The organism is Pseudomonas sp. B26(2017) (assembly GCF_002113045.1).
Classification (GTDB): Bacteria; Pseudomonadota; Gammaproteobacteria; order Pseudomonadales; family Pseudomonadaceae; genus Aquipseudomonas.
The window spans coordinates 19509-35473 of sequence record NZ_NEJJ01000025.1 but is presented as its reverse complement, the minus strand read 5'-3'; the positions used below and the strand labels follow the sequence as shown (position 1 = coordinate 35473).

Below are 15965 nucleotides of genomic sequence, written 5' to 3'. Positions count from 1 at the left end.
CGTTAGTCTGACCGAACCTTGCCGGCTGCCGAGCTTTCCATGCCTGACCTGCTTGACCGCTACCCGCTTACGGCGGGCACCTATCACGAACTGCTCGACGACAGCGGAGCGGTGCGCCCGCACTGGCGGCGACTGGTCGACCAATTGCAGCGCAGCACCCCGGCGCAACTGGCGCAGCGCCAGGCGTTGCTGACCCGGCAGATTCAGGAAAACGGCGTCACCTACAACGTCTATGCCGACCCCAAGGGTGCGGATCGTCCTTGGGAGCTGGACCTGCTGCCCCATGTGATCGCCGCCGATGAGTGGCAACAGCTGTCTGCCGGAATCGCCCAGCGCGCGCGGCTGCTCAATGCGGTGCTGGCGGACCTGTATGGCCCGCAACAGTTGATTCGCGAAGGCTTGCTGCCGGCGGAGCTGGTGTTCGGTCACAACAACTTCCTCTGGCCCTGTCAGGGCATTGCGCCGCCGGAGGGGGCCTTTCTGCACCTGTATGCCGTGGATCTGGCGCGCACGCCGGACGGGCGCTGGTGGGTGACGGCGGATCGTACTCAGGCGCCATCGGGTGCCGGTTACGCGCTGGAAAACCGCACCATCGTGTCCCGTGCCTTCCCCGAGATGTACCGGGATATGAAGGTGCAGCATCTGGCCGGATTCTTCCGCACCTTGCAGGAAACCCTGGCCCGTCAGGCGCCTTGCGACGATGACGCACCGCTGGTGGTGTTGCTGACCCCGGGGCGTTTCAACGAGAGCTATTTCGAACATCTTTATCTGGCGCGCCAGCTCGGTTATCCGCTGGTGGAGGGCGGTGACCTGACGGTGCGCGATGCCACGGTCTACCTGAAAACCCTCAGTGGCCTGCGCCGGGTACACGCGATCATGCGCCGGCTCGACGATGACTTTTGCGATCCGCTGGAGTTGCGCACGGATTCGGCGCTCGGCGTTCCGGGATTGCTGGAGGCGGTGCGTCAGGGCCGAGTGCTGGTGGCCAATGCGCTGGGCAGCGGGGTGCTGGAGTCGCCGGGGCTGCTGGGTTTCCTGCCGAAGATCAATCAGTACCTGTTCGGCGAAGAGCTGATCCTGCCGTCCATTGCCACGTGGTGGTGCGGTGAGGTGCCGGTGTTGGCCCAGGCGCTGGAGAAACTGCCGGAGCTGTTGATCAAACCGGCGTTTCCGTCGCAAAGCTTCGCTCCGGTTTTTGCCCGGGATCTGAGCGAAAAACAGCGTGAAAGTCTCGCCGCGCGCATGCAGGCCCGTCCTTATGCGTACGTTGCGCAAGAACTCGCCCAGTTGTCCCAGGCACCGATCTGGCAGCCCGAGGACGGGCAACTGCAACCCCGGGCAATCGGCATGCGCATGTACGCCGTGGCCAGTCACGACGGTTATCGGGTGCTGCCTGGTGGGCTGACCCGGGTCGCGGCCGAAGCCGATGCCGAAGTGGTATCGATGCAGCGCGGCGGCGCGAGCAAGGACACCTGGGTGCTGGGGGACCGGCCGCCAAGCGGCGAGCAGTGGAAAGCCCAGCGCAACATCGGCGTGCCTGATCTGGTGCGCCGCGATCCGTATCTGCCGTCGCGGGTGGTGGAGAACCTGTTCTGGTTCGGCCGTTACTGCGAGCGTTGCGACGACAGTGCGCGGCTGCTGCGGATCATGCTGGCGCGCTACGTCGACGGCGATGACCCGCAGGCCCTGCAGGCTGCCGTGGAGCTCGGCGAGCGACTGATGCTGCTGCCGGACGAAGGCAAGCTGCCGGAGCGCCTGCTCGCGGCACTGCTCGGCGAGGACTGGTCGTTCAGCCTGCGCTCCAACCTGCAACGCTTGCAGTGGGCTGCATCCCAGGTGCGCGGCAAGCTGTCCCGTGAAAACTGGCAGGCGCTGGTGGAGCTGCAACGCGAGGCTTCGGAGCTGGACACCGACGAACCGGATTTTGGCGAACTGCTGGATTTTCTCAACCGATTGGTGATGTCGCTGGCGGCGCTGTCCGGGTTTGCTCTCGATGACATGACCCGCGACGAAGGCTGGCGTTTCCTGATGATCGGCCGGCGGATCGAGCGCCTGCAGTTTCTCAGCAGCAGCCTCGCGGGATTCCTGCGTGGCGCCGGGGCGTTCGATCAGGCCGGGCTTGAGTGGTTGCTGGAGTTGGGGAATAGCAGCATCACCTATCGCTCGCGCTATCTGGCGGTGGCGCAATTGATTCCGGTGCTCGACCTGTTGCTGCTGGATGAGCAGAACCCCCATGCGGTGTTGTTCCAGTTGAAGCTGGTGACCCGCACCCTCAAGCGTCTGAACGATGATTTCGGTGTGCCGAGGGAGGCTGGATTGCCGCCGCTGGTCGAGCGTCTGGCGCGTTTCGACCTGTGCTGTCTGGAGAATCCGCTGTTCGGCGAATCCAGCGTGCGCGCGGCCCTCGATGGTCTGGCGGATCTGTTGCAGGAGATCGCCGACGCCAGCAGTCAGGTGTCGGATCGTCTGGCGCTGCGCCATTTCGCCCATGTCGATGATGTCAGCCAGCGCACGGTGTCCGTCTGATGAGCGCCCATTACCAGATCTTTCACGACACCTGCTATCGCTATGACAGCCCGGTGTCCCTGGCTCAGCAACTGGCGCACCTGTGGCCGCGCGAATGCGAGTGGCAGCGCTGCACCGAACAGCAATTACTGATCAGTCCGGAGCCGACCACCCGCCGTGACGAGCAGGATGTGTTCGGCAATCCGCTGACCCGCCTGGCCTTCGAACGGCCACATGATGAGTTGCAGGTCAATGCACGGCTGACGGTCGAGGTGCTGGCACGGCCCGTGGTGGATTTCCATCAGTCGCCGGCCTGGGAATTGACGCGTAACGCGCTGACCTACAGCAGCCAGCCGCTGTCTGCTTCGTTGCTGGAAGCCTGCCGCTATCGATTCCAGTCGCCCTACGTGCACCTGAAGCGCAGTTTCGTCGAGTTCTCGGAGAGCTGTTTCCCGGCCGGCAGACCATTGATGCTGGGTGTGCAGGCTCTGATGCAGAAGATCTTCAGCGAATTCACCTTCGACGCCGAAGCCACGCAAGTCGCGACGCCACTCGTTGAAGTGCTGGAGCGCCGGCGCGGGGTCTGTCAGGACTTCGCGCACTTGATGCTCGCCTGCGTGCGATCACGCGGGTTGGCGGCGCGTTACGTCAGCGGCTATCTGCTGACTCAACCGCCACCGGGGCAGCCACGGTTGATCGGTGCCGATGCGTCCCATGCCTGGGTTTCAGTGTTTTGCCCGGTGCTGGGCTGGGTGGATTTCGACCCGACGAACAATGTGCAGCCGGCGCTGGAGCACATCACCTTGGCCTGGGGGCGGGATTTCTCCGATGTGTCGCCGTTGCGCGGGGTGATATTGGGCGGTGGCAATCACGACCCGGAAGTCCGCGTCACCGTGATGCCTCTGGAGGAGTGAAGATCAAATGTGGGAGCGGGCTTGCTCGCGAAAGCAATATGTCAGTCACATCCATCGTGAATGTCACGGCGCTTTCGCAAGCAAGCCCGCTCCCACAGGAATTGCGTTCAGTGGTCCTGCGATATTGCTCAGGCCTCGGGTGCCTGGTCTTTCGGTGCCTCAACATCATCATCGGTCGCCACTTCACCGTCAGGGTTCAGTGCCGCTTCTTCAGCCATCTGTTTCTTGCGCTGAAGCTTTTCCTCTTTCTTCTGTTCCTTGGCCAGGTCACGTTGACGTTTGGCGAAGGAGTAATTGGGTTTGGCCATGGGCGATCCTCTGGGGTCGAAGGTGAGGTTGAGCGGCGCGTATTCTGCCCTGTATCGGTGCCCGGCGGTTAACCGGGTTTCTGGTCGACCCATTTGGGCGTGACGGTGGGCTTCCAGTTATCGAGGGCTTCGAGCAGCGTTTGAGGCGATTCACTCACTTGCAGCATGTCACGGTGTGGTGCGCGAACGAAGCCTTCGCCGACGATGTGATCGAGAAATGCAGTGAGTTTGCTGTAGAAACCGTTCACTTCCAGCAGGCCGAGCGGCTTGCCGTGGTAGCCGAGCTGGCCCCAGGTCCAGACTTCGAACAGCTCTTCCAGGGTGCCGAGGCCGCCGGGAAGGGCGATGAACGCATCGCTGAGTTCGGCCATCCGCGCCTTGCGCGCGTGCATGCCGTCGACTACTTCCAGACGTGTCAGGCTTTTGTGACCGATTTCCTTGTCCATCAGGCTCTGCGGGATGATGCCGATCACTTCGCCACCGGCCGCCAGCGCGGCATCGGCGACAATCCCCATCAGGCCGACGGCGCCACCGCCATAGACCAGGGTCAGCTTACGTTCGGCGATAGCCTTGCCGAGGGCAATGGCGGCTTCGGTGTACGCCGGGGTGGTGCCGGCGTTGGCACCGCAAAATACACAAACGGATGTGAGAGACATGCCTTCCTCCTGGGTCAATCGGTCACAGGGTAATGGCTGGCACGCCCTGATCCAAGGGCTAGACTTCGTGTTTCGGGGTTTCATAAGTACCGCTGGCACCACAGGCGTAGGCGGCGAGCAGACTGCACAACAGGCTGTTGAAGGACATGACGGATGCTCCGGTTGAGTTGAGCCCTGAAGATACGTCCCGCCCAAACGTCTGGCTGTTAGATTGTTTCGATGAGTGTCATAGCCTGAAAGTTGTATACAATTTTTGACTCAAGTCATAGGAACTTGCGAAGATTTCAGGCAGTCTTCCAACCATTCGTGTTTTGTTAACCCTGCCTTGGAGATTCACCATGTTTTCCAAAGTTGTTGCGGTATCCCTGCTGGCGCTGGCCAGCAGCCAATTGATGGCTGCCGAGTGCAAAACTACCGTTGACTCCACCGACCAGATGTCCTTCAACACCAAGGAGATCGTGATCGACAAGAGCTGCAAGACCTTCACCGTCGAACTGACCCACTCCGGCAGCCTGCCGAAGAACGTCATGGGCCATAACCTGGTGATCAGCAAAGAAGCCGACATGCAGCCGATCGCCACCGACGGCCTGGCCGCCGGCATCGACAAGAACTACCTGAAGGACGGCGACGAGCGCGTCATCGCTCACACCAAAATCATCGGCGCCAAGGAAACCGACTCGCTGACCATCGACGTATCCAAGTTGAAGGCTGACGAAAAGTACGGCTTCTTCTGCTCGTTCCCGGGCCACATCTCGATGATGAAAGGCACCGTGACCCTGAAGTAAGCAACACAAGGTCAAAAAAAAGCGTCCCGAGGGACGCTTTTTTTATGCCCGGAATTCAAGGCGCAAACGGCATGACGCGCTTGTGATGAGTCTTTTTGTAGGTGTTGACGATGATGTCGAACGCCTCCTGACGCACCGGCTCGCCGTGCAGGAAAGCGTCGATCTCGGCGTAGGTCACGCCGTGGGACGCTTCGTCCGGTTTGCCCGGCGACAGGTCTTCCAGATCCGCCGTCGGCACTTTTTCCACCAGCGATTCCGGTGCCCCGAAGCTGCGGGCGATGGCCCGGACCTGGTTTTTCACCAGACCGCTCAGCGGTGCGAGATCGCAGGCGCCGTCACCGAACTTGGTGAAGAAACCCATTACCGCTTCCGCCGCGTGGTCGGTGCCGATCACCAGACCATGGGCCGCGCCGGCGATCGTGTACTGGGCGACCATGCGCATCCGCGCTTTGGTGTTGCCGAGCACGAAATCCACCGACACCGCGTGCTTGCCTTCGAACGCTGCGACTTCGCTGGCCAGGGATTTCACTGCCGGGCCGATGTTGACGGTGTGGCGCTCGTCCGGGGCGATGAAGTCCACCGAAGCCTGGGCATCGTGCTCATCGAACTGCACGTCGTACGGCAGGCGCACGGCGATGAACTTGTAGGCCTCGTCACCGGTGCGCTCGCGCAGTTCACGTACGGCGCGCTGGGCCAGCAGGCCTGCGGTCAGCGAGTCGACACCGCCGCTGATGCCCAGCACCAGGGTCTTGAGCCCGGAATTGGTCAGGCAATCCTGGATGAAGGTGATACGTCGGGCGACTTCCGCTTCGAGGGCCTGGTAATCGGCGAACGGCGGCTGAACGTTGAGCTGTTCAGCAATCTCACGCTGTACGGCTTGCATGAATTCACTCCTTGCTAGAAAGGCTGGAAACGGCAGGAACCTGGAAAACGTGTCGCAAATAGGCGACGAAATTCGGGTCTTTGCAGTGGGTCTTGCCCGGCTCGTCGGAGATCTTCGCCACCGGTTGGCCGTTGCAGGCGGTCATTTTAAGCACGATGCTCATCGGTTCGACACCCGGAATGTCACAGGTCAGGTTGGTGCCGATGCCGAAGCTGACATTGATCCGCCCCCGCAACGCCCGGAAGATCTCCAGCGACTTGGGCAGCGTCAGGCTGTCGGAGAACACCAGAGTCTTGCTCATCGGATCGATGCCGAGCTTGTGATAGTGGGCGATGCATTTTTCGCCCCACAGCACCGGATCCCCGGAATCGTGGCGCAAGCCGTCGAACAGCTTGGCGAAGAACAGATCGAAGTCGCCGAGGAAGGCATCGGTGGTGATGCAGTCGGTCAGGGCGATTCCCAGCAGGCCGCGGTACTCGCGGACCCAACAATCGAGGGCGGCGATCTGGCTGTCGATCAGCCGTGGACCGAGTTGCTGGTGCGCCATGATCCACTCGTGGGCCATGGTGCCCAGTGGTTTCATGTCCAGTTCACGGGACAGGTGTACGTTGCTGGTGCCGACAAAACGCCCGGGGAAATCGTGCTTGAGCACGTTCACCACTTCTTCCTGCACCCGGTAGGAAAACCGTCGGCGGGTGCCGAAATCGGCGACCTGCAACTGCGACAGCTCTTCGGCCGAGGCGTTGGCGGTCAGCCAGTCGAACTTGCGGTAAAGCTGTTCGCGGGCCTGTTCCAGCAGCGTTTCGCGGTAGCGATAGCGGTTGCGCACTTCACTGACGATCGCCAGCAGCGGCACTTCAAACAGAATCACATGCAACCACGGCCCGCGCAGGCGGATGAACAGCTCGCCGTTCTCGATGCCGGTGTGCAGGTAGCGCAGGTTGAAACGGAACAGACCGAGGAAACGCAGGAAATCCGGCTTGAGGAACGAGATGCGCTCGAGAAAGCTCAACTGATCGGCGCTCAGACTCAACTCGGCCAGGCGCTCGACCTGAAAGCGGATCTCCGCCAGATACGGACGCAGATCCTCACTGTTACGGCAACGAAACTCCCATTCGACTTCGACGTTGGGGTAGTTGTGCAGCACCGCCTGCATCATCGTCAGTTTGTAGAAGTCGGTGTCGAGCAGGTTCTGCACGATGCGATCGGCAAACACACTCTCGCTCATAACGGGGTCTCCAGGCGGGCCGCGCATTGGCGCGGTATCAATCAATGGCGCTAGTGGCGCATATCCTGAATGAAGATTGCTAGCGATTTTTTGCTCGGTGGCCTGCTTTCGTCTTTGAAGGCTTTTGCTTTTTTTGTCCTGAAGCAGTTTTTTGTTCGGGATACACATCGAGCGCCGCTTGAATGACCCGCTCAAGGCGCTCCCAGCTTTTTATGTGCTCTTCGAGAAGCGAATGCCTAGGGATGAGATTTGTTTCAACCGCTTTGATCATTGCTGCCCTGAGCATTGCATAAGTGGCTGCTTCAGGCATTGGCGAAGCCCCCCTTGAAGGAAAGCTGATCGAGTGTGTCAACACCATCCTGAAGCAATACATAAACAGGGAGTAGCAGTCGGTAAAGATCTGAGTCATTGATGTCCTTGATGGTTACGGATGTCAGAGTCTCTAGAAGGCCGACAGCCGCGCGGATTCTGAAACAGGCATCTTCGAATAGTTCGCTGGGCGCGGCGTGTGTATCTATTAAATAGGTCGGGCTGTTGGTCGAGTTGGATTTAAGTGGGGAATAACGATTCATCGGGCGCGTCCTGATAATTGTTTTCGGCTTAATGAGCAGAAGAGCTGTTTGTTCTTTAATTCGATTCGGTGAAGTACTTGTGTATTGGTTAGCTGAGCCATTGCGGGGCAAATGGCTCAGCACTCGGCCTGATTTTTCAAGCTGATCGTGTAGTTGCTTCGTTGGTTACCGATGACGAACTGCGATTTATTGTTTGTACTTCCCTTGGTTGCGGCGGCCAGGCCAATGGGTCGAGATCAAGATCAAGAAACTTGCTGGAGTCGAAAAGGGGCGTCTTGATTCCGATACGACGCTGCTCGTCGTAATCTCGCAAGATCCGCAGGCAGACTTTAAACAGCAGTGCCATGGATACAAGGTTGACCAGCGCCAGCAACGTCATGGTGATGTCGGCGAAAGCAAGCACGGTCGAAAGATCCTCTACCGCCCCCCATAACACCAAAACCAATACCAGCGATCGGTAGAAGAACAGCGTTTTTCGGGGTTCGCCAAACATGAACCGAAGGCTGTTTTCCCCGAGGTAGTAGTTGTAGAGCATCGCCGTGAAGACGAACAGCGCCAGCACCACACTGATGAACATTCGCCCCCATTCACCGACCATGGCCGCCAACGAGTTTTGCGCCAGCGCAACGCCGTCGCCCTCAAATCCCGGCGAGTAGAAACCCGAAAGCAAAATGAGTAATGCCGTGCACGTACAAATCACGAACGTGTCGATGAATACGCTGAATGCCTGCACGACGCCCTGTGCCACCGGATGGTCGGTTTTCGCCACGGCAGCAACATTGGGAGCGCTGCCCAGTCCCGCTTCATTGGAAAACACACCGCGTCTCACCCCCATGACTATTGCGCTGCCGACCAATCCACCAAAGGCCTGATCCAGACCGAATGCACTGCGGATGATGGTCATCAGCATTGGCGCAACCTGATCGAACTGCAGCACGATCACATAGCTCGTAACGCCGATGTAAGCGAGAACCTTCAGCGGCACCAACAGGTCGGCTACGGCAGCTATTCGTTTTATCCCGCCCATGAAAACTACCCCGAGCAGTAGCGCCAATATGAGCCCTGACCCTATCGGCGCCAGACCAAAAGCGTCTTTCAGCGAATGTGAGACCGCATGTGATTCGAGACCATTGATTGCAAATCCAAACGTCACCAGCAGCAGAAGTGCTGCAATTGATCCGAGCCAGCGTTTGCCCAGTCCGTGCTCGATGTACCAGGAGGGCCCGCCTCGAAACAGGCCATTCCCATCGCTACGTTTGTAGAGCTGGCCCAGTGTGCATTCGAAGAAGCTGCTCGACATGCCGAGCAACGCTGTCATCCACATCCAGAACACGGCACCGGGGCCTCCCATGCTCACAGCAATCCCTACCCCGACGATGTTGCCCGTGCCCACCCGCCCGGCGAGGCTGAGGGTCAATGCCTGAAGCGAACTCAGTTGGCGACTGCCGCTGCGCCAACTGCCCGGTAAAACGGTAAACATGTGCAGGAAATATCTGAACTGGACAAACCTTGATCGGATGGTGAAATAGCTACCCAGTCCAAGGACTACAGGGATCAAAACCTTTCCCGAAAGAAAGTCGTTGATGATGTCTAGCATTCAAAGCTCCTTGCTATTGAAAGTGCTGGCGTTTTTTATTGGCTGGTCAATTCCTGAAACCTTTCAGGGCTCGTAATATCCGGCCATATTTCGTTGGGCGCAATTTCGCAAGTTGCTTAAAAGTGATGCGGGTTGCTGCTATGTTTGTGTCTTCTAAAATCGTTTCAGGAATATTTATGTGGGAGTTTCTTCCAGCTAACTTAAGGCTTTTGTGCAGTCACTACAGATCTGTCGCGGAAGTCTGTAGGAAGATTCGAATTAACCGTGGGCAATTTAATAAGTATCTATGTGGGAATAGTGTGCCTACAGCTTTCAACTTGAAAAGAATCTGCGACTTTTTCGGGGTCGAGGCGTTTGAAATAGCGCTTCCGACAGAGCAATTCATCACACTGATCGGCATGAGATCGAGGAAGCCCGGTACGGTCGAAGAACAAACTGCTTCGCAGAGAATGCTTGGACACCTGCGTCAACACTCCTCGCCGGAACTCAAGGCGCATACTGGTTACTACTATGAGTACTACCACGCTATGACGGAGCCTGGCTCGATCCTGTGCTCGCTGGTGCACGTCCGTGAAGAGGGATCAGACATCGTCTATGAGCGAAACGAGTGCTTACAGATTGCGGGTGCCGAAGGTGAGTTTGAAAGGTATCGATACATCGGGTTCGCTTACTACCTCAGAGATCGCCTGTTCCTTATCGACTACGAGTCACTGACCTCGAACGAGATCAGCCAGACCATTCTCATACCAAGCTTCAAGAGCTGCATCACTCGGCTTAACGGTCTGAAAATGGGCGTGTCCGCTGCGGATAATCGTGCTCCGGCTTGTTCGCGAGTCGTTTGGGAATATCTGGGCCAGGAAATCAATCGGATCGATGCCTATCGCCGAGTACGTCTTTATGACGTTGATGATCCGGTTATCGATGACGACCTGCGTGCGCGACTCACTCAAACCAAAGTCGTGGATGGGTTGTTTGTTATTGCCTGACCTTTAGCTAATAGGACTGTCGATCTGCTCCAGCATCCACTTCACGAAATCCCGTACCTTGGGCACTTCCGCCGCGTGTTCCGGGTAGGCCAGGTAATACGCATCGCTGCTGGGCATTGCATGCTGCCAGGGAATGATCAGTTTGCCGTCGGCCAATTCCTCTTCCACCAGAAACCTCGGCAGCAGGGCGACGCCGCAGCCGACCTGAGCGGCGCGGATGCACATATAAAAGGTTTCGAAGCGCGGGCCGTGGTAGCTGTGCTCGGTCTGGTAGCCCTGGCTGTCGAACCAGTCGTGCCACGCTTGCGGGCGCGAAGCATTCTGCAGCAGGACCATATCGGTGAGTTGCGTTGGATCAGTCAACGGCGTGTCCGGCAGGCTGCCGGGCGCGCAGACCGGCACCAACTCTTCGCCGAACAACTTCAGGCATTCGGTGCCGGGGCGTGAACCCTGGCCGAAATAGAACGCCAGATCGCTGCGCCCTTGCAGCAAATCATCGGCTTCCTGTTCGTTGCACAGATCCAGATGAATCGACGGATGGCGCAGGCGCCAGCCCTTGAGGCGCGGCACCAGCCAGCGTGCGCCGAAGGTCGAGGGCGTCGAAACGCGCAGGACTTCGGTCTCGCCGCCGTAGGAACGCAGGTAATGGGTCGACATCTCGACCTGGGTCAGTATTTTTCTGACTTCCACCAGGTACAGATCGCCAGCCGGGGTCATCTGCAAACGGCGGCGTACCCGGCGGAACAACAAGTGCTGCAGCAATTCTTCGAGTTGCGCCACCTGCTTGCTGACAGCGCTCTGGGTCAGGTTCAGTTCCTCGGCGGCCCGGGTGAAACTCAGGTGCCGGGTCACGGCCTCGAAGCACTGCAACGCGGTGATCGACGGCAAGTGGCGTTTGTTCAGCATGGGCGATCCTTTTCTTGTCTTTCTGCGCAGCATGAATAAACGGAATGATATCTCGCGTAAAGGTCGTTTGTTGCACAGCCTTCCTGACGCTACAACTAAAGGTCTGCCCGGTCGTGAAAACGCGCCCGCACACATTCAGTTTTTTGCTTGAGGAGTGACCCATGGTTGCCGCATTGCTTGATCGTCTAGGTGTGAACCCGGCCCTGTACCAGAACGGCAAAGTGCCGGTGCATTCGCCCATCGACGGCAGCCGCATCGGCGCCGTGAACTGGGAAGGCCCGGCCGAAGTCGAGCAGCACATCAGTCGCGCAGATCATGCGTTCGAACAATGGCGCAAGGTGCCAGCCCCGCGTCGCGGCGAGCTGGTGCGTCAGTTCGGCGAAGTGCTGCGCGAATACAAGACCGAGCTCGGCGAACTGGTGTCCTGGGAAGCGGGCAAGATCACCCAGGAAGGCCTCGGTGAAGTGCAGGAGATGATCGACATCTGCGACTTCGCCGTCGGTCTGTCCCGCCAGTTGTACGGTTTGACCATCGCCTCCGAGCGCCCGGGCCACCACATGCGTGAAACCTGGCATCCGCTGGGCGTGGTTGGCGTGATCAGTGCATTCAACTTCCCGGTCGCGGTGTGGGCGTGGAACACCACGCTGGCGCTGGTCTGCGGCAACCCGGTGGTGTGGAAACCTTCGGAGAAAACCCCGCTGACCGCGCTGGCCTGTCAGGCGCTGTTCGAACGCGTACTGAAGAATTTCAGCGATGCCCCGGCGCACTTGAGCCAGGTAATCATCGGCGGTCGCGATGCCGGCGAAGCGCTGGTGGATGACCCGCGTGTCGCGCTGATCAGCGCCACCGGCAGCACCCGCATGGGCCGCGAGGTGGCGCCGAAAGTCGCCGCACGCTTTGCCCGCAGCATTCTCGAATTGGGCGGCAACAACGCGATGATTCTCGGCCCGAGCGCCGATCTGGACATGGCCGTGCGCGCCATTCTGTTCAGCGCCGTCGGCACTGCCGGCCAGCGGTGCACCACATTGCGGCGCCTGATCGCCCATGAATCGGTTAAAGAAGAGATCGTCACCCGCCTCAAAGCCGCGTACTCCAAAGTCCGCATCGGCCATCCGCTGGAAGGCAACCTGATCGGCCCGCTGATCGACAAGCACAGCTTCGAAAACATGCAGGATGCGCTGGAGCAGGCGCTGAGCGAGGGCGGTCGGGTGTTCGGCGGCAAGCGCCAGCTGGAAGATCAATTCCCGAATGCCTACTACGTGTCGCCGGCCATCGTTGAAATGCCGGAGCAGAGCGATGTGGTGTGCAGCGAGACCTTCGCGCCGATCCTTTACGTGGTCGGCTACAGCGATTTCGAAGAGGCGCTGCGCCTGAACAACGCCGTGCCTCAAGGCCTGTCGTCGTGCATCTTCACTACCGATGTGCGTGAGGCGGAGAAATTCATGTCGGCAGTCGGCAGTGACTGCGGCATCGCCAACGTCAATATCGGCCCGAGCGGTGCCGAGATCGGCGGCGCGTTCGGCGGCGAGAAAGAAACCGGCGGCGGTCGAGAGTCGGGCTCGGATGCGTGGCGCGCGTATATGCGCCGGCAGACCAATACCGTGAACTACTCGCTGGAGTTGCCGCTGGCGCAGGGCATTACGTTCGACTGACAGTTTTCTCAAAGCTATTGATCGTTCCCACGCTCTGCGTGGGAATGCTGCACCGAACGCTCTGCGTTCGCTTTCGGGACGCAGAGCGTCCCTGACTGCGTTACCACGCAGAGCGTGGGAACGATCTTTTAGGTGTGTTTGGCAGGTTTCTGTTGGAGTCTGGCAATGCCGTTACGCGAAGAATGTCTGTGGGAAAAACTCACGCCGCAACGTCCGGATAACACGGCGCTCAGGGGCGAGGTCAAGGTTGATGTCTGCGTGATCGGCGCCGGATTTACCGGGCTGTCGGCGGCGCTGCATCTGTTGGAGAAGGGCAAAAGCGTCTGTGTGCTCGAAGCCCATCGCGCCGGGCATGGCGGCTCCGGGCGCAACGTCGGACTGGTCAACGCCGGGATGTGGATCCCGCCGGACGAGATCGAGGCCGGCTTCGGCGAAGCGGTCGGCAGCCAGCTCAACCGCATGCTGGGTGCGGCGCCGGCGCTGGTGTTCAGCCTTGTGGATAAATACAACATCGATTGCCAGTTGCGCCGCGAAGGCACCCTGCACATGGCGCACAACGCCAAGGGTGAGGCGGATCTGCGCAGTCGCGAAGAACAGTGGAAGCGCCGGGGGGCGCCGGTCGAACTGCTGACCGGCAAGGCGTGTGAGCAGGCGACCGGTACGCAAAAGATCGCCGCTGCGCTGCTCGACCGGCGCGCCGGTACGCTCAATCCGATGGCTTATGTCACGGGGCTGGCCAATGCTGTCATCAACCTTGGCGGTCAGATGTTCGATCACTCCCCGGTCGCGCGTCTTGAGCGCCAGGGGCCGAAATGGTCGGTGCAGACCGAACAGGGTTCGGTGCTCGCCGAGCAAGTGGTGATCGCCTCCAATGCCTACACCGAAGGCGACTGGACCGAACTCAAACGCAATTTTTTCCCCGGTTACTACTATCAGGTCGCTTCGGTGCCGCTCACCGAAGATGCCGCTCAGGAAATCCTCCCGGGTGGGCAGGGCTCGTGGGATACCCGTCAGGTGTTGAGCAGCATCCGCCGTGACAAGGACGGGCGTCTGTTGCTGGGCAGTCTCGGCAACGGTAATCAGAAACCGACGTGGTTCCTCAAGGCCTGGGCCGACCGGGTGCAGCAGCATTACTTCCCCAATCTCAAACCTGTGGAGTGGGAATGCACCTGGACCGGGCGCATCGCTTTCACTCCCGATCACCTGATGCGCCTGTTCGAACCGGCGCCCGGACTGGTGGCCGTCACCGGTTACAACGGCCGTGGCGTGACCACCGGCACCGTGGTCGGCAAAGCCTTCGCCGACTACCTGTGTAACGGAAATCCTCAGGCATTGCCGATTCCCTTCGCACCGATGCAACCCCTGACGGGTGCGGGCTTGCGCAGTTGCCTGTACGAGGCCGGATTCTCGCTGTATCACGCGGGCCAGTGCCTGCGGATCGTCATCTGAGTGTTGAAAATTGTTGCGTGACGCGGCGCTTTTCAATGTAGCGACTAGCCTGTAATGGTGCGGGTTGTAGCAGTCCCGCACCAGCAGTGTGCAGTTCGGTGACGCGGGCTGTTACAGGCTGGTTGCACGTCGTTTGGTGCCGCGGTTGCAATGATGGCGCGTGCGGGTTGCGCCTTGAAAAATAATTGGTTTCACCTTCCGCGGTTTAGACGGTTGCACGCCCAATGAAAATGGGAACGAAACAGTCGAAATAACAAGAAAGCAGCGACTTTTTGAAGAATAAAAAACCGATGGCACGGCCCTTGCTCTGAGCATTCAAGTGAAGTCGCAGTGCCAACTAAAAAAAACCTTGGAGCACCACCTCATGTCCCAGACGTTTTACAAGAAAGGCTTTCTGGCCCTCGCAGTGGCTACTGCGCTGGGTGTTTCTTCGTTTGCACAAGCTGATGTGAAAATCGGCGTGGCGGGTCCGATGACGGGCGCCAACGCGGCATTTGGCGAACAGTACATGAAAGGGGCACAAGCGGCGGCCGACGCGGTCAACGCGGCGGGCGGCGTCAACGGGGAGAAAATCGTTCTGGTCAAGGGCGATGACGCCTGCGAGCCGAAACAGGCGGTGACGGTCGCCAAGGACCTCACCAATCAGAAAGTCGCCGGTGTGGTCGGCCACTTCTGCTCGTCCTCCACCATTCCTGCGTCCGAGATCTACGACGAAGCCGGCATCATCGCGATCACCCCGGGCTCCACCAACCCGCAGGTGACCGAGCGCGGCCTGAGCGCCATGTTCCGCATGTGCGGGCGTGACGACCAGCAAGGCATCGTCGCCGGCGATTACATCGTCGACGTGCTCAAGGGCAAGAAAGTGGCCGTGCTGCACGACAAGGACACCTATGGTCAGGGCCTGGCCGATGCGACCAAGGCTCAGCTGGAAAAACGCGGCGTGAAGCCGGTGCTGTACGAAGGCCTGACCCGTGGTGAAAAAGACTTCAGCGCCGTGGTCACCAAGATCCGCGCGGCCGGTGCCGACGTTGTCTACTTCGGCGGCCTGCACCCGGAAGCCGGTCCACTGGTCAAGCAACTGCGTACCGAAGGCCTGAAAGACGTGAAGTTCATGTCTGACGACGGCATCGTGACCGACGAACTGGTGACCACCGCCGGCGGCCCGCAATACGTCGACGGCGTGCTGATGACCTTCGGCGCCGACCCGCGTCTGCTGCCGGACAGCAAAACCGTGGTAGACGCATTCCGCAAGGCCGGCACCGAGCCTGAAGGCTACACCCTGTACGCCTACGCCTCGATCCAGGCACTGGCCGCCGGTTTCAATGGCGCCAAGTCCAACAATGGCGAAGACGCTGCCAAATGGCTGAAAGCCAACCCGGTCAAGACCGTGATGGGCGAGAAGACCTGGGACGCCAAGGGCGACCTGAAAGTCTCCGACTACGTGGTTTACCAGTGGGACAAGGACGGCAAATATCACCAGCTGGAAAAGCAGAAGTAAGGGCTGACGCGATCAGTTGATCCCAC

15 protein-coding genes are annotated in these 15965 nt (G+C 59.5%); 7 read left to right on the top strand and 8 right to left on the bottom strand.

The genetic code is table 11. From position 1 onward, the window contains the following. Positions 1-39: 39 nt before the first annotated feature. Both CAF79_RS28155 and CAF79_RS28150 read left to right on the top strand, forming a co-directional pair. Positions 40-2526, top strand: a complete 2487-nt coding sequence (locus CAF79_RS28155; protein ID WP_085701300.1) for a circularly permuted type 2 ATP-grasp protein — start codon at positions 40-42, stop codon at positions 2524-2526. Continuing rightward, positions 2526-3419 carry a transglutaminase family protein gene (locus tag CAF79_RS28150; RefSeq protein ID WP_085685125.1) on the top strand — a complete coding sequence of 298 codons (894 nt, stop codon included), beginning with the start codon at positions 2526-2528 and terminating at the stop codon, positions 3417-3419. The genes CAF79_RS28155 and CAF79_RS28150 overlap by 1 nt, the downstream gene beginning before the upstream one ends. Before the next feature lie 128 nt (positions 3420-3547). On the opposite strand, the gene CAF79_RS28145 is transcribed toward CAF79_RS28150, so the two are convergent. Together CAF79_RS28145 and CAF79_RS28140 are read right to left on the bottom strand one after the other, a co-directional pair. Then, complete coding sequence (locus tag CAF79_RS28145; RefSeq protein ID WP_085701299.1) at positions 3548-3727, bottom strand: hypothetical protein; 180 nt, start codon at positions 3725-3727, stop codon at positions 3548-3550. A gap of 68 nt (positions 3728-3795) precedes the next feature. Continuing rightward, positions 3796-4383, bottom strand: coding sequence for a TIGR00730 family Rossman fold protein (locus CAF79_RS28140; protein WP_085701298.1), 588 nt, complete (start codon positions 4381-4383; stop codon positions 3796-3798). 338 nt (positions 4384-4721) lie between these two features. Here CAF79_RS28140 and azu point away from each other — a divergent pair, with 338 nt between their 5' ends. After that, positions 4722-5168: an azurin gene (gene azu / locus CAF79_RS28135; RefSeq protein WP_085701297.1), complete on the top strand. Its 447-nt coding sequence runs from the start codon at positions 4722-4724 to the stop codon at positions 5166-5168. Between the two features lie 55 nt (positions 5169-5223). Here the strand turns inward: azu and nadE are convergent, their stop codons facing one another. The 5 genes from nadE to CAF79_RS28115 form a co-directional block, all read right to left on the bottom strand. Further along, positions 5224-6051 carry an ammonia-dependent NAD(+) synthetase gene (gene nadE / locus CAF79_RS28130; RefSeq protein ID WP_085701296.1) on the bottom strand — a complete coding sequence of 276 codons (828 nt, stop codon included), beginning with the start codon at positions 6049-6051 and terminating at the stop codon, positions 5224-5226. A gap of 4 nt (positions 6052-6055) precedes the next feature. Continuing rightward, positions 6056-7279 (bottom strand): nicotinate phosphoribosyltransferase, encoded by a 1224-nt coding sequence (pncB, locus tag CAF79_RS28125; RefSeq protein WP_085648080.1) that lies wholly within the window; start codon positions 7277-7279, stop codon positions 6056-6058. 79 nt (positions 7280-7358) lie between these two features. Then, complete coding sequence (locus CAF79_RS29040; protein ID WP_139832640.1) at positions 7359-7589, bottom strand: hypothetical protein; 231 nt, start codon at positions 7587-7589, stop codon at positions 7359-7361. Beyond that, a complete protein-coding gene (locus CAF79_RS28120) occupies positions 7582-7851 on the bottom strand; it encodes a hypothetical protein (protein WP_085701295.1) in 270 nt (89 codons plus the stop codon). Before CAF79_RS28120 ends, CAF79_RS29040 begins: the two co-directional genes overlap by 8 nt. A gap of 136 nt (positions 7852-7987) precedes the next feature. Further along, a complete protein-coding gene (locus CAF79_RS28115) occupies positions 7988-9448 on the bottom strand; it encodes a sodium:alanine symporter family protein (RefSeq protein WP_085701294.1) in 1461 nt (486 codons plus the stop codon). Between the two features lie 176 nt (positions 9449-9624). Between CAF79_RS28115 and CAF79_RS28110 the strand changes: the two genes are divergently transcribed. After that, positions 9625-10434 (top strand): helix-turn-helix transcriptional regulator, encoded by an 810-nt coding sequence (locus tag CAF79_RS28110; RefSeq protein ID WP_085701293.1) that lies wholly within the window; start codon positions 9625-9627, stop codon positions 10432-10434. Between the two features lie 3 nt (positions 10435-10437). On the opposite strand, the gene CAF79_RS28105 is transcribed toward CAF79_RS28110, so the two are convergent. Next, positions 10438-11340: a LysR family transcriptional regulator gene (locus CAF79_RS28105; RefSeq protein ID WP_085701292.1), complete on the bottom strand. Its 903-nt coding sequence runs from the start codon at positions 11338-11340 to the stop codon at positions 10438-10440. Between the two features lie 161 nt (positions 11341-11501). Here CAF79_RS28105 and CAF79_RS28100 point away from each other — a divergent pair, with 161 nt between their 5' ends. From CAF79_RS28100 to CAF79_RS28090, 3 genes are all read left to right on the top strand, one after another. Then, a complete protein-coding gene (locus CAF79_RS28100) occupies positions 11502-12992 on the top strand; it encodes an aldehyde dehydrogenase family protein (protein ID WP_011332204.1) in 1491 nt (496 codons plus the stop codon). A 165-nt stretch (positions 12993-13157) separates the two neighbouring features. Next, positions 13158-14441 carry an FAD-binding oxidoreductase gene (locus CAF79_RS28095; protein WP_085701291.1) on the top strand — a complete coding sequence of 428 codons (1284 nt, stop codon included), beginning with the start codon at positions 13158-13160 and terminating at the stop codon, positions 14439-14441. 364 nt (positions 14442-14805) lie between these two features. Beyond that, positions 14806-15939: an ABC transporter substrate-binding protein gene (locus CAF79_RS28090; protein ID WP_085701290.1), complete on the top strand. Its 1134-nt coding sequence runs from the start codon at positions 14806-14808 to the stop codon at positions 15937-15939. The last annotated feature ends 26 nt before the right edge of the window (positions 15940-15965 follow it).